The sequence below is a fragment of the Cellulomonas sp. URHB0016 genome (genome assembly GCF_054057935.1).
In genome coordinates this window covers 3862788-3888591 of record NZ_JBSRZU010000001.1, presented here as the reverse complement: position 1 = coordinate 3888591, position 25804 = coordinate 3862788, and the positions used below count along the sequence as shown (strand labels likewise).

At 70.4% G+C, this 25804-nt stretch carries 26 protein-coding genes, 1 other RNA gene and 1 pseudogene; 8 read left to right on the top strand and 20 right to left on the bottom strand.

Going from position 1 to position 25804, the window contains the following annotated elements; translation table 11 throughout:
* Positions 1 to 132: 132 nt before the first annotated feature.
* Positions 133 to 320, top strand: a pseudogene (locus tag ACVW07_RS17830) (VOC family protein); the annotation flags it as partial.
* A 241-nt stretch (positions 321 to 561) separates the two neighbouring features.
* Entirely contained in the window at positions 562 to 819 is a 258-nt protein-coding gene (locus ACVW07_RS17825; protein WP_456820542.1) for a YciI family protein, read from the top strand.
* Between the two features lie 197 nt (positions 820 to 1016).
* Here ACVW07_RS17825 and ssrA read toward each other — a convergent pair.
* Positions 1017 to 1385, bottom strand: a transfer-messenger RNA (tmRNA) gene (gene ssrA / locus ACVW07_RS17820).
* 703 nt (positions 1386 to 2088) lie between these two features.
* On the opposite strand from ssrA, the gene istA reads away from it, so the two are divergent.
* The 5 genes from istA to ACVW07_RS17795 all read left to right on the top strand — a co-directional run bounded on the left by istA (position 2089) and on the right by ACVW07_RS17795 (position 6855).
* Positions 2089 to 3315, top strand: coding sequence for an IS21 family transposase (gene istA, locus ACVW07_RS17815; RefSeq protein ID WP_456819289.1), 1227 nt, complete (start codon positions 2089 to 2091; stop codon positions 3313 to 3315).
* Positions 3315 to 4103, top strand: coding sequence for an IS21-like element helper ATPase IstB (gene istB / locus ACVW07_RS17810; RefSeq protein ID WP_456819288.1), 789 nt, complete (start codon positions 3315 to 3317; stop codon positions 4101 to 4103). The genes istA and istB overlap by 1 nt, the downstream gene beginning before the upstream one ends.
* Positions 4104 to 4228: 125 nt before the next feature.
* Positions 4229 to 4831: a DUF6318 family protein gene (locus ACVW07_RS17805; RefSeq protein ID WP_456820541.1), complete on the top strand. Its 603-nt coding sequence runs from the start codon at positions 4229 to 4231 to the stop codon at positions 4829 to 4831.
* Between the two features lie 140 nt (positions 4832 to 4971).
* A complete protein-coding gene (locus ACVW07_RS17800) occupies positions 4972 to 5742 on the top strand; it encodes a hypothetical protein (protein WP_456820540.1) in 771 nt (256 codons plus the stop codon).
* Positions 5743 to 5790: 48 nt separating this feature from the next.
* A complete protein-coding gene (locus tag ACVW07_RS17795; protein ID WP_456820539.1) occupies positions 5791 to 6855 on the top strand; it encodes an ATP-dependent DNA ligase in 1065 nt (354 codons plus the stop codon).
* Positions 6856 to 6873: 18 nt separating this feature from the next.
* On the opposite strand, the gene ACVW07_RS17790 is transcribed toward ACVW07_RS17795, so the two are convergent.
* The 18 genes from ACVW07_RS17790 to ACVW07_RS17705 form a co-directional block, all read right to left on the bottom strand.
* On the bottom strand, positions 6874 to 7611 hold the full coding sequence (locus tag ACVW07_RS17790; RefSeq protein WP_456820538.1) for an alpha/beta fold hydrolase: 738 nt from the start codon (positions 7609 to 7611) through the stop codon (positions 6874 to 6876).
* A gap of 111 nt (positions 7612 to 7722) precedes the next feature.
* Positions 7723 to 8193 (bottom strand): SsrA-binding protein SmpB, encoded by a 471-nt coding sequence (gene smpB, locus ACVW07_RS17785; RefSeq protein WP_456820537.1) that lies wholly within the window; start codon positions 8191 to 8193, stop codon positions 7723 to 7725.
* A gap of 160 nt (positions 8194 to 8353) precedes the next feature.
* Positions 8354 to 9652, bottom strand: a complete 1299-nt coding sequence (locus ACVW07_RS17780; protein WP_456820536.1) for a peptidoglycan DD-metalloendopeptidase family protein — start codon at positions 9650 to 9652, stop codon at positions 8354 to 8356.
* 1 nt (position 9653) lies between these two features.
* Positions 9654 to 10568 carry a permease-like cell division protein FtsX gene (ftsX, locus tag ACVW07_RS17775; RefSeq protein ID WP_456820535.1) on the bottom strand — a complete coding sequence of 305 codons (915 nt, stop codon included), beginning with the start codon at positions 10566 to 10568 and terminating at the stop codon, positions 9654 to 9656.
* Complete coding sequence (gene ftsE / locus ACVW07_RS17770) at positions 10568 to 11257, bottom strand: cell division ATP-binding protein FtsE (protein ID WP_456820534.1); 690 nt, start codon at positions 11255 to 11257, stop codon at positions 10568 to 10570. The genes ftsX and ftsE overlap by 1 nt, the downstream gene beginning before the upstream one ends.
* Positions 11258 to 11427: 170 nt before the next feature.
* On the bottom strand, positions 11428 to 12543 hold the full coding sequence (gene prfB, locus ACVW07_RS17765; RefSeq protein ID WP_456820533.1) for a peptide chain release factor 2: 1116 nt from the start codon (positions 12541 to 12543) through the stop codon (positions 11428 to 11430).
* Positions 12544 to 12699: 156 nt separating this feature from the next.
* The gene (locus ACVW07_RS17760; protein WP_456820532.1) at positions 12700 to 13473 is read right to left on the bottom strand and encodes an ATP-binding cassette domain-containing protein; all 774 of its coding nucleotides are present in this window, start codon (positions 13471 to 13473) and stop codon (positions 12700 to 12702) included.
* A 65-nt stretch (positions 13474 to 13538) separates the two neighbouring features.
* Positions 13539 to 14741 carry an ROK family transcriptional regulator gene (locus ACVW07_RS17755; protein ID WP_456820531.1) on the bottom strand — a complete coding sequence of 401 codons (1203 nt, stop codon included), beginning with the start codon at positions 14739 to 14741 and terminating at the stop codon, positions 13539 to 13541.
* Positions 14742 to 14774: 33 nt separating this feature from the next.
* On the bottom strand, positions 14775 to 16001 hold the full coding sequence (gene mmsB / locus ACVW07_RS17750; RefSeq protein WP_456820530.1) for a multiple monosaccharide ABC transporter permease: 1227 nt from the start codon (positions 15999 to 16001) through the stop codon (positions 14775 to 14777).
* Positions 15998 to 17557 carry a multiple monosaccharide ABC transporter ATP-binding protein gene (gene mmsA / locus ACVW07_RS17745; RefSeq protein ID WP_456820529.1) on the bottom strand — a complete coding sequence of 520 codons (1560 nt, stop codon included), beginning with the start codon at positions 17555 to 17557 and terminating at the stop codon, positions 15998 to 16000. Before mmsA ends, mmsB begins: the two co-directional genes overlap by 4 nt.
* Before the next feature lie 113 nt (positions 17558 to 17670).
* Positions 17671 to 18798, bottom strand: coding sequence for a multiple monosaccharide ABC transporter substrate-binding protein (gene chvE, locus ACVW07_RS17740; protein WP_456820528.1), 1128 nt, complete (start codon positions 18796 to 18798; stop codon positions 17671 to 17673).
* 284 nt (positions 18799 to 19082) lie between these two features.
* A complete protein-coding gene (locus ACVW07_RS17735) occupies positions 19083 to 19571 on the bottom strand; it encodes a pilus assembly protein TadG-related protein (RefSeq protein WP_456820527.1) in 489 nt (162 codons plus the stop codon).
* On the bottom strand, positions 19568 to 20050 hold the full coding sequence (locus tag ACVW07_RS17730) for a pilus assembly protein (RefSeq protein WP_456820526.1): 483 nt from the start codon (positions 20048 to 20050) through the stop codon (positions 19568 to 19570). The genes ACVW07_RS17735 and ACVW07_RS17730 overlap by 4 nt, the downstream gene beginning before the upstream one ends.
* Positions 20047 to 20361 (bottom strand): pilus assembly protein, encoded by a 315-nt coding sequence (locus tag ACVW07_RS17725; protein ID WP_456820525.1) that lies wholly within the window; start codon positions 20359 to 20361, stop codon positions 20047 to 20049. Before ACVW07_RS17725 ends, ACVW07_RS17730 begins: the two co-directional genes overlap by 4 nt.
* A gap of 59 nt (positions 20362 to 20420) precedes the next feature.
* A complete protein-coding gene (locus ACVW07_RS17720) occupies positions 20421 to 20672 on the bottom strand; it encodes a hypothetical protein (protein ID WP_456820524.1) in 252 nt (83 codons plus the stop codon).
* Positions 20673 to 20756: 84 nt separating this feature from the next.
* Positions 20757 to 21638 carry a type II secretion system F family protein gene (locus ACVW07_RS17715; RefSeq protein ID WP_456821116.1) on the bottom strand — a complete coding sequence of 294 codons (882 nt, stop codon included), beginning with the start codon at positions 21636 to 21638 and terminating at the stop codon, positions 20757 to 20759.
* Between the two features lie 47 nt (positions 21639 to 21685).
* On the bottom strand, positions 21686 to 22546 hold the full coding sequence (locus ACVW07_RS17710; protein ID WP_456820523.1) for a type II secretion system F family protein: 861 nt from the start codon (positions 22544 to 22546) through the stop codon (positions 21686 to 21688).
* 6 nt (positions 22547 to 22552) lie between these two features.
* The gene (locus ACVW07_RS17705; protein WP_456821115.1) at positions 22553 to 23779 is read right to left on the bottom strand and encodes a CpaF family protein; all 1227 of its coding nucleotides are present in this window, start codon (positions 23777 to 23779) and stop codon (positions 22553 to 22555) included.
* Positions 23780 to 23967: 188 nt separating this feature from the next.
* Between ACVW07_RS17705 and ACVW07_RS17700 the strand changes: the two genes are divergently transcribed.
* Positions 23968 to 24903, top strand: coding sequence for an aldose 1-epimerase family protein (locus tag ACVW07_RS17700; RefSeq protein WP_456820522.1), 936 nt, complete (start codon positions 23968 to 23970; stop codon positions 24901 to 24903).
* 44 nt (positions 24904 to 24947) lie between these two features.
* Here ACVW07_RS17700 and ACVW07_RS17695 read toward each other — a convergent pair whose 3' ends face one another.
* Positions 24948 to 25772 (bottom strand): M15 family metallopeptidase, encoded by an 825-nt coding sequence (locus ACVW07_RS17695; RefSeq protein WP_456820521.1) that lies wholly within the window; start codon positions 25770 to 25772, stop codon positions 24948 to 24950.
* Between the last annotated feature and the right edge of the window lie 32 nt (positions 25773 to 25804).

The following is a 25804-nucleotide window of genomic DNA, read 5'->3' as shown; positions in this document are numbered from 1 at the left end:
TGGACGACACAGGCTCGGCGCGCACGCTCGCGCCGACGTGGGCGGACCCCGCAGCTCCCTGACGTCAACGAAGCCCTCCCCGGTTCAGCCGGGGAGGGCTTCGTTGGTGTTGCGCCGAGTTCTATGTGAGCCGGCACAGATCTTTCATCCGTCGCCCAGCCCGGCATCGTTGCTGCGATCTGGCTCCACGCCACGGGCATCCAGGCCATTCACGATCGCCGGCCACCCATTGTCTCGGGGCCGATCGACGGGCCTTCGGTCGGACGTTCACCTTCGCCGACCCCGACGGGTACCACATCACGCTCCACGACCGCGGCTGATCGCCTCGACGGCGACCGCCTCCAGCGTTGCTGGACCATCGGCCGCCCAGGACATCCACCAGCTGCGCGTTCGCTCGACCAGCGTGTCGATTCCGGCAAGGCTCGTCCGTCAGAGTGATAACAGGTCACACGGGGCGCCGCACAGGAGGAGCGACATGACGCAGTACGCCATCTACTTCAACCAGCAGTGGGTCGGAGACCACCCAGCCGAGTGGTTCCAGACCCGCGTGGAGAGCCCAGCATGGCGGTCGTCCGTGACATGGAGGCGGCCGGGGTCCTGGTCTTCGCCGGCGGGCTCGAGGAGGACCTGGCCGACGCGTTCAGCGCCGACGCGACGAGCGGGACCGTGTCGATCACCGACGGTCCCTTCACCGAGACCACCGAGTACCTGGGCGGGATCACCGTCATCGACGTGCCAGACGTGGATACGGCCAAGATGTGGGCGGGCAGGGTCGCCGAGGGGTGCGGCTGGCCCCAGGAGGTCCGGGTCATCAAGTAGGTCTCCGAGGTCGGAAGCGTCGGCCGCAAGGGTCCGGCCTCCGACACCGGCAACCAGGAGCGGGGCGCCTGTCCCGTCCTCGTGGAACCCGGCGGGCGCGCGACGTGGATGAAGGTGCCTTGCCGAACGAGAAGCCATTCGCCAGAACCACGAGCGCCTCCGCCCCGCGATGTGCGGGGCGGAGGCGCTCGACTGAATGGTGGAGGTGGCGGGAATCGAACCCGCGTCCGATGACGCAGAACCAGGGATTCTCCGGGTGCAGTCTGCTATGAGTTTCTCGGCCCCCACGATTCACGCAGACAAGATCGTGGACGGGCTCAGTCAGCTAAAAGTCCCGGTAGCCCCACTGACGAGGACTACCAGCAGTGGCTCTCTAGATGACGCCAGTTACTGAGTCGAGAGCGTACTCAGGCCGACGGACTTCGAGGCTCGCTCAGGCGGCGAGGGCGAAGTCGGTGCTGTGTGTATTGGCACCTATAAGTTTGCACGGAGCGTTGACGAGATAACCGTGCGTCCTCGACCCGCTTCTCCTGGCTCGACGATCACCGTCGAAACCGATCACCCCCATGTTCAGTTGTCAACCACCGCCCGCCCCGCGAGGGACGAGCAGCGCGGCCAACCTTACCGTCCAACCGCCCTCGGGGCTCGCACATTCCCACGGCCGGACGGGCGACTCGACCCGCGGCGACGGAGGGCTTGTGCTCGTCAACCCTGTGGCCGTCGCAGCTGTAGCTGCGGGGCAGTACGTCCCAGCCTTCAGACGACGGTGGCGTCCACTGCCCGTACGGTTCCCATGCCGCCCCTGCGCCTGGGGCGTACCCGTCGTCTGGCACTCGTCAGCCACTTCATCGAGGTGCGGAGCTCCGACACCCCAAACCCCCCACGACCATCCCCTGCGACTACAGCCCGCACCTACCCCGCCGAAAGCCAGCCCTCGCGGCGCGGGCTACCGGGACGCGACCTTCGGCGGAGGCTGGTCCTTCAGCGCCGATGCACCGACTGGACCGGACCGTGACTTGCCGTCTGTTGCTCTCCCGCGACACTGCCCTCTTCAGCCGACCCATTGCCTAGGCGCTCTGGAGAAACAGGACACGGCGCGAACCAGGACGAGCGCTGGACTGTACGCATGAGCAACCTGTGGACCGTGACGGGCCGGCGAGACCGCTACGGAGAGACGATGCGGGCGCCATGTTGTCCATGTCGGCGACGCGTGAAAACTAACCCCGTGGCGTCGGATGAACACGGACCCCCTCGGCGACGCTGAGGAGGGTGATGACCGTGGAGGACTGGGCGGAGATCCGTAGGCTGCAACGGGTCGAGGGCATGGCGATCAAGGCGATCGCCCGCAAGCTGCGAGTCTCGAGGAACGCGGTGCGGCGGGCGTTGGCTCGTGACGCGCCGCCGAAGTACGAGCGCCCGGCGAGAGGCTCGCTGGTCGACGAGGTTGAACCACTGATCCGTGGGCTGCTGGTCTCGTGCCCGACGATGCCGGCGACGGTGATCGCGCAGCGGATCGGTTGGCAGCACTCGTTGACCGTGCTCAAGGACCGGGTGCGGGTGCTGCGCCCGTACTACCTGCCGCCGGACCCGGCCACGCGCACCACCTACGAGGCTGGGGCGCGGGTGCAGTGCGACCTGTGGTTTCCACCGGTCGACGTGGCACTGGGCGCCGGGCAGGTCGGCTCACCGCCGGTGCTGGTGATGGTCGCGGGCTACTCGCGGATGACGTTCGCGATCATGCTGCCGTCACGGCTGTCACCGGACCTGATCGCCGGGCACTGGGTCCTGCTGCAGCGCATGGGCGCAGTCCCCAGGGAGTTGGTCTGGGACAACGAGGCCGCGGTCGGGTCCTGGCGGGCCGGCAAGCCGAAGCTGACTGACGACTTCGAGGCGTTCCGCGGGATGCTCGGGATCGGGGTGCATCAGTGCCGGCCGCGGGACCCGGAGGCCAAGGGCCTGGTCGAGCGGGCGAACGGCTATCTGGAGACCTCGTTCCTGCCCGGGCGCACGTTCACCGGCCCGGACGACTTCAACACCCAGCTGGTCGACTGGCTCGTCCTGGCGAACGCTCGTCAGCATCGAGCGTTGGGCTGCCGGCCGCAGGATCGCTGGCAGGTCGACCGGGCGGCGATGCTCACGCTGCCGCCGGTGGTCCCTGAGCTGGGTTGGCGCACCCGGGTCAGGTTGCCGCGCGATCACTACGTGCGCCTCGGCTCCAACGACTACTCGGTCGACCCGGTCGCGGTCGGCCGGTTCGTCGACGTCGTCGCCGACCTGCAGCAGGTCACCGTCCGGCTGGGCACCAAGGTCGTGGCGACCCATCCGCGCTGCTGGGCGCGGTGGCAGACGATCACCGACCCCGCCCACCGGCAAGCAGCGTTGGCGATGTCCGCCGCCGCTGCCGTTCGCCGCTCGGCACCCGCGCCGGTCGACGACGTCGAGCAGCGTGACCTGAGCGCCTACGACGCGGCGTTCGGCCTGACGGACGTGGCGTGATGAGCCCGGTGAAGTCCCCGGCCCGGGACGTGAGCAGCGAACTGGCCTACCTCACCCGCGCGCTGAAGGCACCGAGCTTGCGTGAGGCCGTCGACCGGCTCGCCGAACGGGCCCGGGCCGAGTCCTGGTCCCACGAAGAGTTCCTCGCCGCCTGCCTGCAACGCGAGGTCGCCGCCCGCGAGGCCCACGGCGGCGAGGGACGCATCCGGGCCGCGAGGTTTCCGTCCCGCAAGTCGTTGGAGGACTTCGACTTCGAGCACGCCCGCGGCCTGCCCCGCGACCAGATCGCCCACCTCGGAACCCTGGACTTCGTGACCGCCCGGGAGAACGTGGTGTTCCTCGGCCCACCTGGGACCGGCAAGACCCACCTCGCGACCGGGATCGCGGTCCGCGCCTGCCAAGCCGGTCACCGGGTCCTGTTCGCGACCGCCTCGCAGTGGGTCGACCGGCTCGCGACCGCGCACCACGACGGGCGCCTGCAAGACGAGCTACGCCGCCTGGGCCGCTACCCGCTGATCGTCATCGACGAGGTCGGCTACATCCCGTTCGAGCCCGAAGCTGCGAACCTGTTCTTCCAGCTCGTCTCGGCTCGCTACGAACGTGCCTCGCTGATCGTCACCTCGAACAAGCCGTTCGGACGCTGGGGCGAGGTCTTCGGCGACGACACCGTCGCCGCCGCCATGATCGACCGGCTCGTCCACCACGCCGACGTCATCGCCCTCAAAGGCGACTCCTACCGCCTCAAGAACCGCGACCTCGGCCGCCCACCCGCGGCCACCACCGACTGACCACACCAACGAGAGGGGTTCACTTTCGCCCGTCGACAGGGGGTTCGTTTTCAGCCGTCGTTGACAGTCCACAGGGCGTGAGATCCCCACCACGAGTGGTGTCCCGCTTCGGTAGGTTCCCCGCCATGCGGATTCTCCAGGGGGCTCGGTTGTCGGCGGCACTCACCGTGGGATTGCTCGTGCTTGCAGGGTGCACCGGAACTGATCAACACGCCGCAACGCCGTCAGCGAGCCGCTCGCCCAGCCGAAGCTCGACTGCGTCGCCAGCCCTGCCGACGCCAGCCCAGCCGAGCGCGCCCTCACCGTCGGCTGCTATGGCTGAACCGAGCATCGATGGCGCGATAGCCGCGGCTCGCTACTTCCTGGAGTTGTATTCGTACTCGATGGCAACAGGCGACCTCGTCGCGTGGCGTGCGATGTCAGCAGACGACTGCATTATGTGCAACAAGGTCATCGCCGAAGTTGAGGGTCTGGCAGCGATTGGTCACACCGTCTCCTCATCCCCGCTGGAGATATCCACGGCAAATGGCATCGAGGTTTCGCCCAGCCAGTTGTACGGCGCCGACCTCGATGTCGTCCAGGGGGCTTGGAGCGAGATCGATAGGGCCGGAAATGTCGTCGACAGCGGTCCGTCCTCGGCCGCATTCATGCAGTTCGCGATCGGATGGGGCGCCGACGGATGGATCGTGCGACAGGTGGACGTCCATGAACCTCGGGCCCCGCGGTGACCGGATCGCATCGCCACCTCGGCTCGATCAGTGTCGTGGTACTCATGGCCGTCTTCTCGACCATCTTCAGCATGCCCGCTGCGACCGCCGCTGACCCCCCTCACAGCATTGGTGCGCTGATCGGCCCAAACCAGGCCTCGGTGGATCTGCTGGTCACTGAGGGCGAGGCACTACGGCTCAAGCACGCCGCCTCCACGGACCCGGAGGCCGCCCGTTTCGAGTACGAGCGGGCGCCCCTGTGCAACGTCAACGGCCCGGTGCCGACCACGCCGCTGAACGGGCCGTGCCCGCCGGCGATCGGTGACACCGGCCCCAATGCCTGCGGCGAGGACACCGTCGTGGACCCGCTGTGGATGCGGGAACGCTCCACACCCACCTCGCAGGACTGGGGACCGTGGACGCAGGTCGACCGGGGCGGCTGCGGCGCGGACCTGCTGCCCGTCCTGACCGCCGAGGACTTCCGCCGCCTCCCCCTGGCCGCCCCCACCCTGACCATGCAACCCGACCGCGGCTGGGTCCTGGTCAACATCGAGACCATCGTCATGACCGACCCGACCGAGCAGACCTTGCGCACCGAGCTGCTCGGCCACGGCATCGACGTGGTCGCCGCCCCCACCACCTACCGCTACGACTTCGGCGACGACCTCGAACCCCTGATCACCGACAGCCCCGGCCACCCCTGGCCCGACCACGACACGTTCCACATCTACCAACGACCCGGCACCCGGCAGATCACCCTGACCACCACCTGGCACGGCACCTACCGCGTCGACGGCTCACCGATCTGGCGCGACGTCGACGGCACCGCCCAGACCTCCACCACCAGCCCACCGTTCGAGGTCCAGGAACGCCGATCCCACCTCGTCTCCACCCTCTGCACCGACATCCCGAAACCCGACGACTGCCGGTAAGGCCCCCAGCCCTGCGGGGTGTGGGCGGCAGCGGGCAGGATGGTCGACATGCGCCTCCCCGTGATGCCGCCGGTCTCGCCGATGCTCGCCAAGTCGGTCCCGCAGATCCCCGACCTGGGCCACACCGAGCCGAAGTGGGACGGGTTCCGCACCATCGTGTTCCGGGACGGCGACGAGGTGGAGCTCGGAAGCCGCAACGAGAAGCCCATGACCCGGTACTTCCCCGAGCTGGTCGAGGCGATCAAGGCACACACCCCGGACCGGTGCGTCATCGACGGCGAGATCATCCTGGTCACCGGCGACCGGCTCGACTTCGACGCCCTCCAGCAGCGCATCCATCCGGCGGTCAGTCGGGTGAACCTCCTCGCAGAGCAGACGCCGACGAGCTTCGTGGGCTTCGACCTGTTGGCGCTGGACCACGACGACCTGATGGAGCGGCCGTTCCTGGAGCGTCGCGCGCGCCTGCAGGATGCGCTCGGTGACGCCGGTGCACCGATCCACCTGACGCCGGCGACCGCCGACCTGGCGGAGGCCCAGGACTGGTTCACACGGTTCGAGGGCGCGGGCCTCGACGGCGTCGTCGCGAAGCCGCTCGACGGCACATACCAACCGGACAAGCGGACGATGTTCAAGATCAAGCACGAGCGCACCGCCGATTGCGTCGTGGCGGGCTTCCGGTGGCACAAGACCGGGGACGTCGTGGGGTCGCTGCTGCTCGGCATCTGGGCCGACGACGGCCACCTGCAGCACGTCGGGGTCGCGGCGTCGTTCCCGATGGCACGGCGCAAGAGCCTGCTCGACGAGCTCGCGCCCTATCGCGACGTCGACCTGGGCAACCACCCTTGGGGCGAGTGGGCGGACCCGGCGGCGCACGCGGACAGCCGGATGCCCGGCAACGTCAGCCGGTGGAACGCCAAGAAGGACCTGTCCTTCGTCCCGCTCCGGCCCGAGCTCGTCGTCGAGGTCGCCTACGACCACATGGAGGGCAACCGCTTCCGGCACACCGCCCAGTTCCGCCGCTGGCGCACCGACCGCGACCCGCGGTCGTGTACGTACGAGCAGCTCGAGGAGCCGATCCGCTTCGATCTGGCCGAGATCCTCGGAGCTCGCTGACCCTTACCACGGCCGCCGTCAGGCGAGCCCTCCGCGGCACAGTCGAGCGACCAGCTCCGGGCGCGAGTACATCACCACGTGCGCGGCCCCCGGTACCACCACCGCGTGGCCGTCCGGCGCGAGCCCCGCCAACCGGGCGACCCAGGCCTGCGGAGCCACCATGTCGCGCTCGCCGCGCACGACGACCACGGGGCAGCGGACGTCCGGCAGACGTTCCTCGAGCCGGTACCCGAGCATGTGGGGCAGCTGCGCGAGGTACCAGCGTGGACCGGCGCGGAGGTAGTCGGTGAACGTGACCAGGTTCGCGCCCAGCGGCTCGCGCAAGGTGTCGCGGGCCAGACGCAGGCCCTGAGCCGGTCCCGAGCGGGCGTCGTCGTCGACGACCGGACTGAGCAGCACGAGCCTGCCGGCGAGATCGGGACGGCGGCAGGCGAGCTCGGTGGCGACCTGAGCGCCCATCGAGTGCCCCACGAGTGTCGCACCGCGCACGTCGCGTGCGTCCAGCTCCGCCGCGAGCCCGTCGGCGAGCTCGTCGACGCGCGGCGCCCGCGCCGTCCTGGGTGTCCGCCCACACCCGGGAAGCTCGGGCACGAGCACCCTGCCGTCGGTCGCCAGCTCCGCGGTGAGCCGCCGAAAGTACCGGGCCGACATCCCGATCCCGTGCACCAGTACGCGGGCGGACGACCCGCCCGGGTCACCGTGCGACTCGACCACCCACGTCCCGCACGCCGGGACAGCGGTCCGCGGATCGTTCATCGGCGCCTCCTCACTCAGCGTGTCGACCGTGGCGCCACACCGCGCGGATAGACCTGCGCCGGGCGCGACCCCAGGATGCGGGCCCACGCCGACAGCCGCATCCGGCACGCGTCAGAGGTCCCGCTTCTCCCGGATGGCCTTCTGGGCCTCGAGGTTGTCCTGCCGCTCGCGCAGCGCCTGCCGCTTGTCCCAGTCCTTCTTGCCGCGGGCCAGGGCGATCTCGACCTTCGCGCGCCCGTCGAGGAAGTACAGCTGCAGCGGCACGATGGTGTGCCCCTTCTCGCGGGTCTTCGTCGCCAGCCGGTCGATCTCCTCGCGATGCAGCAGCAGCTTGCGCTTGCGCCGCGGCGCGTGGTTGGTCCAGGTGCCCTGCGAGTACTCGGGGATGTGGACGCCGTGCAGCCAGATCTCCTGGCCGTCGATCTCGCACCAGCCGTCGACGAGGGACGCCCGGCCGAGCCGCAGTGCCTTCACCTCGGTGCCGGAGAGCACCATGCCGGCTTCGAGCACGTCCTCGATCACGTAGTCGTGCCGCGCCTTGCGGTTCGAGGCGACGACCTTGCGCCCCATCTCCTTGGCCACGTCACGGCCTCCGTCCCTGCGTCGTCGAACAGCGAGTCAAGCAGCGCCGTGGCGCCGCCGGACGAGCGTACCCGGGGCGTCCAACGGATTCCGGCACCCACCGCGGGGCGAGCGACGGCCCTGCCCGAACGGCAGGAGGACCCGGCTGGGAGCGAGACGGTCAGAGCCCGAGCAGCGGCCGCGGGTTCACCGTGGAGCCGTTGACGTACACCTCGAAGTGCAGGTGGCACGCGGCGGACGTGCCGGTGTTCCCGGCGTACCCGACGAGCTGCCCGGCACCGACGCGCTGCCCGGCCCCGACGGCGAAGCTGGTGAGGTGGTTGTACGACGTGGACAGGGCGTTGCCGTTGACGAACCCGTGGTCGACCATCACCTGGTTGCCGAACCCGGTCCGCGGGCGCGCCCACTGCACGGTCCCGGCGCGGCCGGCGTACACGGGCTGTCCGCAGTGGTCGCGCAGGTCGATCCCGGCGTGGAGACGCCAGTAGTGCAGGATCGGGTGGAACCGCTGGCCGTACTCCGAGGTCACCACGATCGGGTCGGTGGCCGTGGGGTTGCCGAACAGCGCGCCGGGGAGCGGCCCGGGCGTCTGCGCCTTGCCTGCGGCGGCATCGCGCGCGCGTTGCTCGGCGATCGCGGCCTCGAGCTCGGCCTGCACCCGCGCGGCCTCCGCATCGATCGCGGCGAGCTGGGCCGCGAGCGCCGCCTTCTGCGCCTCGAGGTTCGCCTGCGCTGCGACCTGTTGGGCGAGAAGGTCGTCGAGCGTCTTGCGGGCGGCGGCCGCGGCGGCACGGGCCGCGTCCGCCTCCACGACCTTCTGGTCGGCGGCGACCTTGAGCTCGGCGACACGGTCCCGCACGGCGACGAGCCGCGCCTGGGCGTTCCTGTTCTTCGCCTCGGTCGCCTTCAGCTCGTCGAGCACCTGCGCCTGGGTGCGCAGGGCTGTCGACATGAGCCCGTACCGCTGGACGAAGTCCTCGGTGCTCTGGGCGTCGAGGACGATGCCCACGCCGGACACCTCACCGCCGCTGCGATACGCCTCGCGCGCCATCTGGCCGATCGCCGCGCGCAGGTCGGCGGCCTTCTGCGCGTCCTGGTCGATGGTGGTGGTGATGCTGGCTTCCTGCTCGGTGGCGTCCTGGAGCCGGGCGGCGATGATCGCCGCCTCACGCTGGGCCTTCTCGAGCGCCGCGTTGGCGGCGTCGAGCGCGGCCTGCGCGGCGGGGATCTGCGCCTGCACGGCCTGGAGCGCGGCGACGACGGCCTGGAGGTTCGCGTCGAGGCCCTCCATGGCCTCCTCGGCGTCCTCGCGCGCCTGGGCGTTGGCGGCCTGCTTCTGCTCGGCGGCCCTGCGCTTGTCGTCGACCGGGTCGGCGCCGGCCGCGGTCGCGAGCGCGATCCCGAGCACGAGGGTCATGGCCGCCGCCACGGCGGGCAGGCGGAGGGGGCGGAGGCTCATGTCACACCTTCGTGTAGCGGCTGAGGGTGACGAGGGAGGAGATCGCGGCCAGGAGGATCGCCACGCCGACGAGTGCGGGCGCGACCGTCATGACGTCGGCGGTGCTCACGTACGGGATCCACGTGACGGAGGCGCCGAGCCAGTCGGTGACGAGGTACTCGACGCCGACCCACAGCCCGGCGACGGCGAGCAGCGCTCCGACGGTCGCGGCGATGGCCCCTTCCAGCATGAACGGCAGCTGGATGAACATCGTCGAGGCGCCCACGAGCCGCATGATGCCCGTCTCGCGGCGACGCGAGAGCGCGGACAGCCGGATGGTCGTGGTGATGAGCAGCACCGCGGCGACGAGCATGACGGCCGCGAGCCCCGACGCGAGCAGCGTGGCGCGGTCGAGGACCAGGAACAGGTTGTCGAACAGCTTGCGCTGGTCCTGCACCTCCTCGACGCCCTGGCGGCCGGACACGACGTCGGCGACCACCTGGTACTTCTCCGGATCGGTGAGCTTGATCCGGAACGAGGAGTTCATGTCGTCAGCGGTGGCCGCCGAGGCCCAGAACTGGTCCTTGAACTGCTTCTGGAACGACTCGAACGCCTGCGCCTTGTCCTCGAAGTAGACCTTCTCGACCCACGGCTTGATCTCGGGGGCATCGAGCGCGGCCTGGATCGCGGCCTTCTGCTCGTCGGTCACCTCGCCGGCGGCACAGGTCGGCTTCGACGAGTTCTGCGGGCACAGGAAGACCGAGACCTCGACCTTGTCGTACCAGTCGTCCTTCATCTTGCCGATCTGGATCTGCAGCAGCGCCGCCGAACCGACGAACGTCAGCGAGACGAAGGTGACGAGGATGACGGAGATCGTCATCGACAGGTTGCGCCGGAGCCCCTGGCCGATCTCGGAGAGGATGAACTGGAGGCGCATCAGCGGTCCGACCCGTACACGCCGCGCGACTGGTCACGCACCATCTCGCCGGTGGACAGCTCGATGACCCGCTTGCGCATCTGGTCGACGATCTCGTCGTCGTGCGTGGCCATGACCACGGTGGTGCCGGTGCGGTTGATGCGGTCGAGCAGGCGCATGATCCCCAAGGAGGTCGTCGGGTCGAGGTTTCCCGTCGGCTCGTCGCAGAGCAGGATGCTCGGCCGGTTCACGAACGCCCGCGCGATGGCCACGCGCTGCTGCTCACCACCGGAGAGCTCGTGCGGCCGCCGCTTCTCCTTGCCGGCCAGCCCGACCATCTCGAGCGTCTCGGGAACGGTCGACAGGATGTGGTGACGCGGCTTCCCGATGACCTGCAGCGCGAACGCGACGTTCTCGAACACCGACTTGTTCGGCAACAGGCGGAAGTCCTGGAACACGGCCCCGATCTGACGGCGCAGGTGCGGCACCTTCCACGACGAGAGGTTGCCGAGCTCCTTGCCTGCCACGAACACGCGCCCGGCCGACGCCCGCTCCTCACGCAGCACCAGCCGCAGGAACGTGGACTTGCCCGAGCCCGAGGCCCCGACGAGGAACACGAACTCGCCCCGCTCGACGTCCAGGGACACGCGGTCCAGCGCCGGTCGGGCGCCGCGCGCGTAGACCTTGGTGACGTTCTCGAATCGGATCACGACATCGGTGGCCAGTGCTCGGGGACAGGCGGGGAACTGCTGCTGGCCTCGTCGAGACTAGGCACCGTGAGGTGCCCCGCCCGCACGTGACACGCCGACTGTCGCCCGTGAGAACCAGTGCCCGTCCGGTTCGCCCGGGTTCGTCGCCCGTCGCCATCCCCGCTCGGGTGTCAGGAGACGTGGAGCTCCTGCGACTTGCGCCAGCGGATACCGGCCTCGATGAAGTCGTCGATGTCGCCGTCGAACACGGCGCTCGGGTTCCCGACCTCGTGCTCGGTCCGCAGGTCCTTGACCATCTGGTACGGCTGCAGCACGTACGACCGCATCTGGTCGCCCCAGCTCGCCTTCACGTCGCCCGCGAGCGCCTTCTTCTTCGCGTCCTCCTCCGCCTTGCGGACCAGGAGCAGGCGGGACTGCAGCACGCGCAGCGCCGCGGCGCGGTTCTGGATCTGCGACTTCTCGTTCTGCATCGAGACGACGATGCCCGTCGGGATGTGCGTCATCCGCACGGCGGAGTCGGTCGTGTTGACGGACTGGCCACCCGGACCGGACGAACGGAACACGTCGACCTTGATCTCGGACTCCGGGATGTCGACGGAGTCGTTCGACTCGATGAGCGGGATGACCTCGACCGCTGCGAAGGACGTCTGGCGACGGCCCTGGTTGTCGAACGGCGAGATCCGCACCAGGCGGTGCGTGCCGGCCTCGACCGACAGGTTGCCGAACGCGTACGGAACCTTGACCTCGAAGGTCGCCGACTTCAGGCCCGCCTCCTCGGCGTAGCTGGTGTCGAGCACCGACGTGGGGTAGCCGTGCCGCTCCGCCCAGCGCAGGTACATCCGCAGGAGCATCTCGGCGAAGTCGGCGGCATCCACGCCACCGGCGCCCGAACGGATCGTCACGACCGCCTCGCGCTGGTCGTACTCGCCGGAGAGCAGGGTACGGACCTCGAGCTCCCCCAGGTCCTTGGTGATCGTGACGAGGTCGCTCTCGGCCTCGGCGAGGGTGTCCTCGTCGCCCTCCTCGGTGGCCATCTCGACCAGCGTCTCGAGGTCGTCGATCCTCCCGCTGAGCTTGCTCATGCGGTCGAGCTCGGCCTGCGTCGCCGACAGTGCGCTGGTGATCTTCTGCGCGGCGTCGGGGTCGTCCCACAGGTCGGGCGCCGACGCCTGCTCCGAGAGCAGCGCGACCTTCGCCTCGAGCGCCGCCGGGTCGCTGACCGCCTGGATCGTGCCGAGGGTGCTGCGCAGGTCATGGATCGCGGTGCTGAAGTCGGTGGCTGCCACGACCGTCCAGGCTACCGGAGTCGGTCGGACGCCCGCGCAGCCCGCTCGGCGGCCGTGCCCCAGCGCAGGGCGGCGGAGATCATGGTCCGCCCGTCACCACGGGGACCGGCCCCGCCGAGCCCGCTCTGGCCACGCGGGCGGCGCCTCGTGGCGCGGTCAGCGCAGCGCGTGCAGGCGTGGGCGGCGATGGAGGGTGGCGCCGGTGATCGCCGCCAGGATCTCCTCGTGCGTCGTCGTCGCGGCGTCGATCACACCGTTGTTGCGCCCGTGCCGCAGCACGACGATCCGGTCCGAGACCGCGAGGACGTCGGTCATGTTGTGGCTGATCAGCACCACTCCGAGGCCCAGGTCCCGCAGGCGCTCGATGTGGATGAGCACCTCAGCCGTCTGGGCGACCGACAGCGCCGCGGTCGGCTCGTCGAGCACGACGATCCGCGGGTCACCGATGAGCGTGCGAGCGATCGCGACGGACTGCCGCTGTCCGGCCGAGAGTGTCCCGAGCATCGTGCGGACCGACGGGATCCGGCTGTTCAGCTCGTCGAGCACATGCCGCGCCTTCGCCTCCATGTAGCCGTCGTCCCGGAGCGGGCCGATCCGCACCTCGTGCCCGAGGAAGATGTTGCTCGCGACATCGAGGTTGTCGCAGAGCGCGAGGTCCTGGAACACGGTCGCGACTCCCAGCGCATGCGCTGCCGCCGGGGTCGGGATCACCGTCGGCTCACCGTCGATCTCGACGAGCCCTGTGTCGGGCGCCACAGCGCCCGCGATCACCTTGGCGAGCGTCGACTTACCGGCGCCGTTGTCACCGACGAGGGCTACGACCTCGTGCGCGTGCACGTCCAGATCGACGCTCACGAGCGCCTCCACGGCGCCGAAGTTCTTGCTGATGCCGCGCATCGACAGCAACGGCGGCTGCGGCCCAGCGGTCATCGTGTCGGGTGCTCCTGACCTCGTCGAAGGCATCGCGTGCAGAGAGTGTCCCACCATGTGGCCCGTCACAAGGCTCTTCCGACGTCCACGGTCTCGTCGACGCTCAGCGGCACGTCGGTCGACTGCAGCGCCAGGACGAGCGCCCCCACCATCTCCGCACGGGTTCCGAGCCCGGCGCGCACCACCTCGAGCGGCGCGATCCGGTTGGGCAGCAGCCCGCGCACGACCGCCCCGCGCAGTGGCGCGATGAAGGTCTCCCCGGTCTCGGCCAGCTCCCCTCCGACCACGACGACCTGAGGGTTCACAGCCAGACCCAGGCCTGCGACCACGGCACCGACGATGGCTCCGGCGTGGGCGACGACGTCCCCGAACCTCTCGTCACCGTGGTTCGCGCGCTGCACGATGTCCCGCAGTCCCGACACCCCCGGGATCGGCCCGAGCTGTTCCAGGAGCCCCGCCGCGCCGACGACGGTGTCCAGGCAGCCGCGCCCGCCGCAGCGGCACTCGGCGCCGTCGGGCTCCACCGTGAAGTGGCCAATTTCACCCGCGGTCCCCGCGAAGCCGCGCAGCACCTGCCCACCGATGATGATCCCCGCTCCGACGCCGTACGAGGCGCGGACGAAGACGCTGTCCGTGTACTCACGAGAGGCACCTCCGGTGCTCTCGGCGATCGCGCCGAGGTTGGCGTCGTTCTCGACGTAGACGGGCAGGTTCAGCCGCTTGGACAGCACCTGACCGACGTGGACGTCGTCCCACCCCGGCATCACGCCGTGCACCGAGATCATCCCTGTCCCGACGTCGACCGGGGCCGGTACGCCGACCCCCATCCCGACCACGTCGTCGAGCGACGCGCCGACCCGCTCGAGCAGATCCACCACGAGGAGCGCGACGCGGTCGAGCGTCGTGTCGACCCGGTGCTCGACCGGCAGCGGGAGCGACTGCTCCACGAGGATCTCGTGGCTGAAGTCTCCGAGCGCGACGCGCAGGTGGCGGTGCCCCACCTGAACGCCGACCGCCAGCCCCACCCGGCGGGCGAGCGTGACCATCTGGGCACGCCGCCCGCTCCGGGTGGTGCTGGCGGTGTCGACGACACCGGCGGCGAGGAGCTCGCGGACGATCGTCGAGACCGTCGCCTGGGAGAGACCTGTGGCCGACGCGAGCTCGACCTGCGTCAGGCCGCCGTACCTCTTGACCGTCTCGACGACGAGCTGGCGGTTGGCCTCCCGCAGGGACGACTGGGATCCGGCCGTGGCCGCCCGCCTGGTCACCGGCCGCTCCTCATCGACGTCGACCTCAGCGCGTCAGCTCGTGCCTGCGCGCCGCTTGCTGATCAGGTCGAACGCGACGGCGAACAAGAGCACCATGCCCTTGATCGCCTGCTGCCACGACGGGTCGACGGACAGGATCGACAGGCCCATGTTCAGCACGCCCATGATGAGCGCTCCGACGATGGCTCCGGAGATCTTGCCGATGCCACCGGTGACCGCGGCTCCACCGATGAAGCACGCGGCGATGGCGTCGAGCTCGAAGCCCGTGCCCGCCGCCGCGATCGCGGCGCCCGAACGGGCCGTCGTCACGATCGCCGCCACGCCGGCCAGAGCGCCGATGTTGACGAAGATCAGGAAGTCGACACGCTTGGTGTTCACCCCGGACAGCCCTGCGGCAGCCCGGTTGCCGCCGATCGCGTAGATGTGCCGGCCGAAGACGGTACGACCCATCAGCAGCGTGTAGATGACGATGAGGACGCCGCAGATCACCAGCACGATGGGCGTGCCGTGGGCCGACATCGACAGGAGGACCGTCAGGAAGCCGATCGCGAGCGCGATGCCGATGATCTTTCCGAGGAAGGCGCCCCTGGGCTCGAGCTGCAACCCGTGCTTGCGCATCTGGCCGCGGGCGCGCGTCTGCGAGATCGCGAGCGCCGCGATCGCGAAGGCGCCGATCCAGAGGGTCACGACGTCCATGCCGTTGAGGAAGCCCAAGAAGTTCGGGATCGAGCCGGTGGCGATCTTGATGAACGACGGCGGGAGCCCGGCGATGGTCTCGCCGACGACGACGAGCGCGAGGCCGCGGAATATCAGCATCCCCGCCAAGGTGACGATGAACGCTGGTACTCCTACGTAGGCGACCCAATAGCCCTGCCAGGCGCCGACCAGCGCGCCGAGGGCGATGCCGAGGGCGACGGCGAGCAGCCAGGGCATCCCCCAGTCGCGCATCGCCAGCGCGATGACGCCACCGACGAACGCGACCACCGACCCGACCGACAGGTCGATGTGGCCCGCGACGATCACCATCACCATGCCGATGGCCAGGATCATCACGTACGCGTTCTGCTGGAACAGTGCGACGACGTTGTTGGGCTTGAGCAGCTTGCCGTCGGTCAGGACCTGGAAGAGCAGGACGATGACGATCAGGGCGCCGAAGATGCCGTACTCGCGGGCGTTGCCCCCGAACCCCGACAGGCGTTGGCGCAGCGAGGAGCTCCCCCCGGACGGCAGGGTGGGCGAGAGCTTGGTGTCGGTACTCATCGGCGAGTCACGTCCTTCTCCATCGTCATGTAGTGCATGAGTCGCTCCTGGGTCGCGTCCTCCCGGGCCACCTCGCCCGTGATGCGGCCCTGCGACAGGGCGTAGATGCGGTCGCAGACACCGAGGAGCTCAGGAAGCTCGGACGAGATGACGATGACGCCCCTCCCCTCGTCTGCGAGCCGGTTGATGATCGTGTAGATCTCGTACTTGGCGCCGACGTCGATGCCACGGGTCGGCTCGTCCAGGATCAGCACGTCCGGGTCGGAGTAGATCCACTTGCTCAGGACGACCTTCTGCTGGTTGCCACCGGAGAGCTTTCCGACGAGCGTCGCGACGGTCGGGGTCTTGATGTTGAACTCCCGGCGGTACTGCTCGGCGACCTTGAGCTCTTCGTTGCTGTCGATGACGCCGAGCCTGGCGACCTTCTCGATCGCGGCGCCGGAGATGTTGGCCTGGATCGTCGAGATGAGGTTCAGGCCGTACCGCTTCCGGTCCTCCGTGGCATAGGCGAGGCCGTGGCGGATGGCCTGGTGCACCGAGCCGAGGTGCACCTCCTCGCCGTCCTTGAAGACGCGACCGGAGATGTGGGCCCCGTACGAGCGACCGAAGACCGACATCGCGAGCTCGGTCCGCCCGGCGCCCATGAGGCCGGCCAGCCCGACGATCTCGCCACGCCGCACGTTCAGCGACGCACCGTCCACCACCTTGCGGGTCTGGTCGATCGGGTGGTAGACGGTCCAGTCCTCGATGCGCAGGACCTCGTCGCCGATCGTCGGGACGTGGTCGGGGAAGCGCTGGTCGAGAGACCGGCCGACCATCCCGCGGATGATCCGCTCCTCGCTGACGGGCTCCTCACCGCGCATGTCGAGGGTCTCGATGGTCCTGCCGTCGCGGATGACCGTCGTGGTGTCGGCGATCGCCTCGATCTCGTTCAGCTTGTGGCTGATGATGATCGAGGTGATGCCGTGGTCGCGCAGCCCGTCGATCAGCCCGAGGAGGTGCGCGCTGTCGTCGTCGTTGAGGGCGGCGGTGGGCTCGTCCAGGATCAGCAGCTTGACGTCCTTGGACAGCGCCTTCGCGATCTCGACGAGCTGCTGCTTGCCGACCCCGATGTCCTTGATCTTGGTGTCCGGCCGCTCGTCCAGGCCGGCACGGGCGAGCAGCTGTGCTGCCTCGGAGTTCGTCGCGTTCCAGTCGATCAGGCCACGCGAGGCTCGCTCGTTGCCCAGGAAGATGTTCTCGGCGATCGACAGGTACGGCGAGAGCGCGAGCTCCTGGTGGATGATGACGATGCCCAGGTGCTCCGAGTCCCGGATGCCCCTGAGCTCGACGGGCTCGCCCTCGAAGACGATCTGCCCGTCGTAGGTGCCGTGCGGGTAGATGCCCGAGAGCACCTTCATGAGGGTGGACTTGCCCGCCCCGTTCTCGCCGCAGATGGCATGGATCTCGCCGCGGCGGACCTTCAGGTTGACGTCCGACAACGCGAGCACACCAGGGAAGCGCTTGGTGATGTCGTGCATCTCGAGGATGTAGTCGGTTGGTGCAGTGGTGTCCATCTCGACCTCGGTTCCGTGTGCGCCCGCACTAGAGGCGCTGCGGGCCGTCGGCGCGCCCAGGACGAGTCCTGCGCGCGCCGACGGCTTCTGCTGTTGCGAACCTCTCGGTCAGGTCAGAGACCGAGGTCCTCCGCCTTGTAGAAGCCCGAGTCGACGAGGACGGACTCGACGGTGTCGGGCAGCACGACCTGCGGGTCGAGCAGGAGGGTCGGGACGTTCTTGACACCGTTGTTGTAGGTGTCCGAGTCGTTGGTCGTGACCGTCGCATCGGTCAGGATCTCGTCGACCATCTTCGCCACCGCGTCACCGAGAGCGCGGGTGTCCTTCCACACGGTCATCGACTGCTTGCCGGCGAGCATGTTCTGCACGTTCGCCTTGTCGGCGTCCTGGCCGGTCAGCAGCGGCCAGTCCGTCTTGGGCACGTAGCCGGCGCCCTCGAGGGCCTGCGAGATGCCGAGCGCCAGCGAGTCGTTCGGAGACAGGACGGCCTGGACCTTGGTCCCACCGCTGTAGAACGAGTTGAGGCGGTTCTCCATCTCGGCCTGCGCGTCGTCCGAGCCCCAGCCGAGGATGCCGATGCTCTGCCAGTCGTCGTCCGTGGCCGGAGCCTTGCCCGACGGGACGACGAGCTGGCCGCTCTTGACGTACTCGTTCAGCACGTCCCAGGCGCCCGAGAAGAAGAACTTGGCGTTGTTGTCGTCCGGCGAGCCGGCGAAGGGCTCGAAGTTGAACGGGCCCTTGCCGTCCTTCAGGCCGAGCGCGTCGCGCAGGAACTCACCCTGCAGCGTGCCGACCTTGTAGTTGTCGAACGTCGCGTAGTAGTCGACGTTCGGCGTGTCGTTGATCAGTCGGTCGTAGGCGATGACCTTGATGCCGGCGTCGGCTGCGGTCTGCAGCACCGGGCCGAGGGCCGTGCCGTCGATCGACGCGACGACGAGCACCTTGGCGCCGTCGTTGACCATGTTCTGCAGCTGCGTGATCTGCTGCTCGACCTTGTTGTCCGCGTACTGCAGCGACGTCTCGTACCCGTCAGCCTCCAGCAGCTCGACCAGGTGCGCACCGTCGCGGTTCCACCGCTCCAGCGACTTGGTCGGCATCGCGATGCCGATGAGGCCGCCGCCCGCGCCGCTCTCGGATGCGGAGTCGCTCGTCGTGTCCTCGCTCGTGCACGCCGTCAGGGCGCCGCCGAGCAGGACGACCGTCGCCACGGCCGCACCCAGCTTCTTCCAAGTGAATGACATCGTTGTCAGCTCCTCTGGTCCCACCGTCCGGGATGCGCCGAGCCGGCACTTGCGCCGGCACGAAAGTGGGGCTCGGACCGTCCGTGGCCCGCCTCCCGGTGTGACGGTTGAATTCAAGACTCAAAGACAGGGTCAGCGCAAGCGGCGTTACCAAAGCGTGTCCTGACCGATATCCGCAGATCTCGGACCGGACCGGCGACTTCAGTTCACGACGCGAAGCCAACGGCGGCCTCATGGTGAGGCCCCGCCGGGCTCGCGACCGGTCCACGCCTGACCCGGGGTCGTCAGGACGCCCGGGCGACGGACTCCGCCTCGAGAGCGATCCCGTCCGACCACGGCGCCAGCACCCAGCTCAGGACCGCAGGCTTCGCCAGAGCCCCGAGGCGCACCCTCGCCGACTGCCCGTCGGGCGTGGTGGCCGACAGGACGGTCAGCTGGTCCAGGCCGGCGGCCGCGCCCGGGTCGTCGCGCAGGTAGTCCTCGACGGCCGCCCGGACGCTCGCGTCCGACAGCGGCAGTCCGCCACCACCACCAGGACGGCCACCGCTCGGGAAGTACCCGTTGTCGGCGAGCGCATCCGCCGACTCCAGCGCGACCAGGTCCGCCAGCGCCAGGAGCCGTTTGCGCTCGAGATGTACCGCGGTCGCGGAGGCGACGACCGTGACGAGCAGCAACGCGATGACGACGTAGCCGAGCGTGAGAACCAGGATCTGGCCGTCGTCCCCTCGCACCTCTCGCCGCCGCGCCGCGAGCCGGACCAGCCATGCCCTCACGAGCGGCTCCGAAAGACGTCGACGGCCGCCACCCGATCGGCGCTCACGGGCACCTCGAGCGGTATTGCGCCCCGGACGAACTCCGGCACGAACGGCAGCGGCACCAGGATCTCGACGCGCGCGCGGACCCGGCCACCCGGCACCAGGCACGGTGTGGCCGAGCAGGTCAGCGTCAGCGCCTCCGCGGCATCGTCGTCGAACGACTGGTCCCGCAGGGCAAGCCCGACCGACGCGACCGCGCGCTGAGCGCCCACGGCCTCGGAGTCCGACGTCACGTACGTCCGCGCGGCCTCACGCGCCGCGCCCTCCGCGGCGAACGTCGCGGCCTGGACGCGACCGAGCACGAGGGTCAGGTAGACGATCGGGACCAGCAGCACCACCGACAGACCGAGGAACTCGAGGATGCCGTTGCCCTCCTCGCCGTCGCCGGCGCGCACGCGTGCCAGAAGATCCGACCACCCCCGACGCCATCGGCTCACGGGTTCTCCTCGAGCGCGTGGCCGTGCACCGTGAGCCGCCCACCCGGGCCGATCAGGCCGAGCACGGGCAACGGGCTGCTCACCCTGACGTCCACGACGTCCAGCCCGTCGAGCGTGGTCCGTGCGACCGTCACGTCACCCGAGTACGCCGCCGAGAGGGTCTGCTCGATCAGCATCCGCGTGCGCTCCTCGCCGTCGGCCGGGGTGTGACCGGCGAGCGCCGCGTAGCGGGCACCCTCGGCCGCACAGTCGACGAGGGTGTTCCGGACGTGCTGAACCACTGCGAGCTGCAGCACGGCTGCGAACAGCACCGTGACGAGGGCACCGACCAGCGCGAAGTCGACGATCGCGGAGCCGCGGTCCGGGTCTCTCAGGGACCGGTGACGCCCGAGATCGCCCGCTCGAAGACCTCGCCGAGCTCCCGACCGGCCACCACCCACAGTGCGGTCACCAGCCCGGCGGTCATGAGCGTGACCAGCACCCAGCCGGGCACGTCCCCACGATCGGCCGGACCTCCGTGTCCGCGGACCCGGTCGCGGCACCGATCCACGACGGCGCGGCTCCAGTCCGTCGCGCGCACGGCGAGGCGCAGGCGCCAGTCCGTCGTCCTGACGTGGGTCATCGGTGTCTCCTTCGTTGTCATCCACCTGCCGTCGCACCGCGCCCGCGCGCACCATGGGCGCCTCGACGGGACACAGCCGACCAGTCACAGACCGAGCCTCAGCACGACGAGGCTCGGGAACACGGCGAACACGACGGTGACCGGGAGGATCAGGAAGACCACCGGCACCATCATCAGCACTTCCTTGCGGCCGCCCGACTCCATGAGCGCCCGACGCCCTTCCTCCCGCACGTCCTGGGCCTGAGCGCGCAGGACCTCGGCGAGCGGCGTCCCGCGCTCGACCGCCACGGCGACGCCCTCCGCGAACCGCGCCAGCGCGGCCAGTCCTGTCCGGTCGGCGAGCCCGTCGAGCGCCGCCGTGAGCGGGGCGCCCGCGCGCGCGTCGGCGAGTGTCCTGGACAGCTCGCCCGTCAGCTCACCGTGCGTGGAGCGGACCACTCGCTCGAGCGCACCCACCGCTCCCTCACCGGCGCCGACGGCCAGCGCGAGCAGCTCCGCGACGGTCGGCATCTCCGCCAGCATCCGCGCTTCCCGCTGCGTGACCTCCCTGGTGAGCAGCCAGTCGCGCCCGAGCACCCCCGTGATGCCGCAGAGACCCACGAGGACCACGAGGGCGAGCGGGGAGGTCTGTCGGACGGACAGCAGCGCGAGGGCCAGCCCGAGACCGGCGGCGAGCCCGACGACGCCCCACACGACCTGCCCGGCCCGGAACTGCTCGACGGTGTCCGGGCGACCTGCCCGCGAGAGCCGCCGCCGCAGGTCAGGTGCCGTGGACCCGATCCGCGCGACGAAACGCACGGCGTCGGCCATGACGGGGGCGATCAGGCGCTCGACGGTCGGGAGCGCGGTGTGCGCGACGGGTGCCCGCAGCAGCCGCGAGCCGGTAGCCCTCGGCCGCAGGTACGGTGCGAGCCGCTGGTCGAGGCCGATCCGGCGCGCACGCAGACGCGCGACGACGAGCAGCATCCCGAGGCCGCCCAGGAGGCCCACGAGCGCACCCTGCAGCGTCGGGCTCACCGGAGCACCCGCGGGTCCTCGGGCAGCCGAGCGATGCGGAGCATCGCCAGGTACGCCACCACGGTGCACGCACCGCCGATCAGCAGGACCGCCAGGCCCTGCGGCGTGTCGTAGGCGCGGGCGGCCTCGGGCCGGCTGGACAGCAGCGCCAGCACGATCCACGGGGCGGCGACCGCGAGCCGGGCGGCGTAGACGGTCCAGCTCTGACGCGCCTCGAGCTCGCCGCGGGTGCGCAGGTCGTCCCGCAGGAACGTCGACAACGTGCGCAGCAGCCGGCCGAGGTCCGTGCCGCCGACGTCCCGCGTCAGGCGCAGGGACTCGACGATCCGGTCCGCGACGGGATCGGCGAGCCGCACCTTGAGCGCGTCGAGGCACTCGCCGAACCGCCCCGTCGAGCGGTAGTCCTCGGCGAACGCCAGGAACGGCACCCGCAGCTCGACCGGCCCGCGCTCGGCGACCTGGGCCACCGCCTCGGGCAAGGAGAGGCCCGCCCGGATGCCGGACGCCAGGTGGTCGACGACCTCGGGCCACAACGCCCGCAGCCGTGCGCGCCGCCGACGTGCCCGGCCTCGCACGAGGGCCGACGGGGCCAGTCCCGCGAAGACGCCGAAGCACAGGGCGATCGACGGCACCCTGGTGAGCACGACGCCGACGAGCAGAGCCAGGACGCCGAACCCGACGCTGGTGAGAGCAAGACCGCCAGGCGTCACGCCGTCCATCCCCGCCTGCACCAACGTCTCCCGGGTGCGGGTGGTCCATCCCGGCCGCGCGGTGGCCGGCCGCTCGACCGGCGCCCACCACGACCACCAGACGCACGCGAGACCGGCGCCGAGGAGCAGGCCGACGACGACACCCATGGCGCCTCAGCCCCGTCCACGCAGCAGAGCGGCGAGGTCCGTCCCGGTGCGGGCGAACCGTTCCGGGTGCGGCGGGAAGCCCTCGGCGCGCACGAGCTGGCCCGCACGCGTGGTGAACACGTCGGCCGTCTCCACCACCCCCTGCTCCACGCGCCCGGGCACCGCGACGATCTCCCGCACCAGACGACGGCCGTCGACCTCCACGCCGAGGTGCACCACGAGGTCCACCGCGGACGCGACCGTCGGCACCACGAAGCGGTCCGACACGTTCTCCCCCGCCAGCAGCGGCAGCGTGCACAGCTTCGTGAGCGCCTCACGGGCCGAGTTGGCGTGGATGGTGCACATCGCCGGCACGCCGGCGTTCAGCGCGATCAACAGGTCGAGGGCCTCCGCCTCTCGGACCTCACCCACCAACAACCTGCTGGGTCGCATGCGCAGCGCCTCCTTGACCAGGCGGCGCAGCGGGATCTCTCCCGTCCCCTCGAGGCTCGGCTGCCGGCACTGCATCGCGACCCAGTCACGGGCGCTGAGCCGGAGCTCGAAGACCTCTTCGCACGAGATCACGCGCTCCCGCGGCGGGATGGCGCCGCAGAGCGCGTTGAGCATGGTCGTCTTGCCCGCCTGCGTGGACCCGGAGACCAGCACGTTGAGCCCGGCACGCACGGCAGCGTGCAGGAACGCCCCCGCGTGCGGCGTCAGCGAACCCAGCGCGACGAGGTCGTCGAGACCGGTCGCCCGGACAACGTACTTGCGGATGTTGACGCTCCAGTGCCGCCGGGTCACGTCCGGGATCACCGCATGCAAGCGCTCCCCGCCCGGCAGCGACGCGTCGACGAACGGGCTCGAGAGGTCGAGCCGGCGGCCGGACACCTTGAGCATCTGCTCCACGAGGTCGCGCACCTGCCCGTCCGTCAGCATCGTGGTCGTGAGCTCCGCCTCGCCCCGCCGCGCCACGAAGACCTGGCTCGGCGCGTTGATCCAGATCTCCTCGACCTCGGGGTCGTCGAGGTAGCGCTGGAGCGGTCCGAGTCCCGCGACGGCGTCGACGACCGCCTTGTGCGCCGCGGCGGGATCGGCCAGCGGAGGCACCGCGCCGACCACCGAGCGCTCGTCGTAGTCCGCGATCGCGTCCGACACGAGGGCGACCACCCCGGCCCGATCACGCGCAGGGTCGAGGCCCGTGCGTCGGATCAGCTCACGGACCTCGGTCTCCAGGATCGCCACCCCGTCCACGGTCACCCCCCTGCCCGATTCGCCCGGTTCCTGTCCCGGGTGAAGGTAGAGCAACGCGCGCCGCCTGCTGCGGCGTTGTCCACAGTCCAGACCCGCACGGCCGTCGGGACGACGACACGAAGGTCCGCAGGACGACACGACACCCGCCTGCGGACGGCAGTCCCGTCCTCCGGCACTACCGTGTGAGCGTGAACACCAGCTCCACCACCACGCCTGCCCAGAAGGTGCTCCCGTCCGGCACCCAGCACGTCCTCGCCCGAGGCGGCCATCGCGTCGTCGTCGCGGCCGTCGGAGCGAGCGTGCGCGAGTACTCGGTCGACGGCCGCGACGTCGTGCTGCCGTTCGACGAGGACCGCATCGCCCCCGCCTTCTCGGGTGCCGTGCTCGCCCCGTGGCCGAACCGGATGCGGGACGGCGAGTACACGTTCGACGGCGTCCACCACGAGGTTCCCGTCACCGAGCACGCGCGGCACACCGCCCTGCACGGCCTCGTCGCCTACGTCGCGTTCACCGAGGTCGCCTCGCGCCCCGACCTCGTGACGCTCGAGCACGTGGTGGTCCCGACGCCCGGGTACCCGTGGCCGCTACGGCTGCGCGTGACGTACTCGCTCGGTGACGGCGGTCTGACGGTGCACGTCGCCGCGACGAACCTGGGCACGACTGCCGCCCCCTACGGGATCGGCTTCCACCCGTGGCTCTCCCCCGGTGACGCGACGGTCGACGAGTGCACGCTGAGGGTCGACGCCACCCGTCGGGTCACGGTCGACGACCGCCTCCTGCCCGTCGGCGACGAACCGGCCGCCGGCCAGTTCGACCTGCGCAGCCCCACCGCACTGCAGGGGATCGTCCTCGACGACGCCTGGCTGGGGATGCTCCGGGACGAGCAAGGGCTGTCGTGGATCAGGCTCACCGGACCGGACGGACGCACGGTCGCACTGTGGGCCGACGAGTCGCTCGACACCTGGCAGGTCTGCACGGGTGACGGCATCCCGGGGATCGAGCGGGGCGGCGTGGCGGCCGAGCCGATGACCTGCATCGCCGACGCCTTCCGCACCGGCGACCGTCTGGTCCGGCTGGAGCCCGGCGACACGCACGAGGTCACCTGGGGCCTGACGCTCCTCTGAGGCCGCTGCTCGACCTCGGGCGTCCGGGACGTCCGGGCCCCGGGTCAGCCGTCGTAGTACTCGCCGTCCTCCTTGACGCCCTTGACGTACTCCCAGTGCCACTTCTCGAAGGGCCCGCTGCCGCCCGGCTTGGCCCAGCTGGGGTTCTGCCAGCCGTAGGTGGGGCCGTTCTCGTTGAGCCACGCCCACCGGGCGCCCGACGTCTGGTCCTGGCACAGGTCGACCGCCAGACCCCAGCCGTGGTTGCTCTTGCCGGGGGCAGCGGCGAGGCCGCCCTTCTGTGCCTTGACCGCCCGCTGCTGCGCGAGCGTCCGGTAACCGGAGCTGAGGCACAGATCGGCGCCGAAGCGCGCCGCGAACGCCTGGTCGAACTCGGCGAGCGAGACGGCGGCGTCGGCGCGGAGCTGGGTGTGGCCGTCCCACAGGGTGCAGAGGTCCGCGACCTTGAGCAGGCCGTTCTCCCCGGAGGCACGGGTGGACCCGTCGCAGCCCGCAAGGATCGAGCGCTCCTCGTCGCGGCTCGCGCTCACGGCGCCACGGTCGACCAGGGCGCCGTCCGTCGCGACGAGCGAGGCCGGCGGGAGCGCGGACAGCGACGCACCCGTGAGGGCCGACACGGTCGAAGGGAGCGTCGAGTCGGCGAGGGCGTCGTAGCTCGCGGTGCCGTCACCGGCGAACGCCCCCTGGCTGATGAACGGGATCACGACCGTGCCGCCCGCCAGGCAGCCGAGCACGCCGAGCCGCACCACGAGCCGGGACGGCAGACCGGCGCGGCGCACGGGCGCCTCGGGCCGGCGGGGTGGACGGTGCCGGCTGGACGCGGCCCGCGCCGTCTCGACCGGGGCCTGGGCGACGCCGGTCGGTGCCACGGACGGGACGCGCTCCGTCGGAGCGGGTCCGG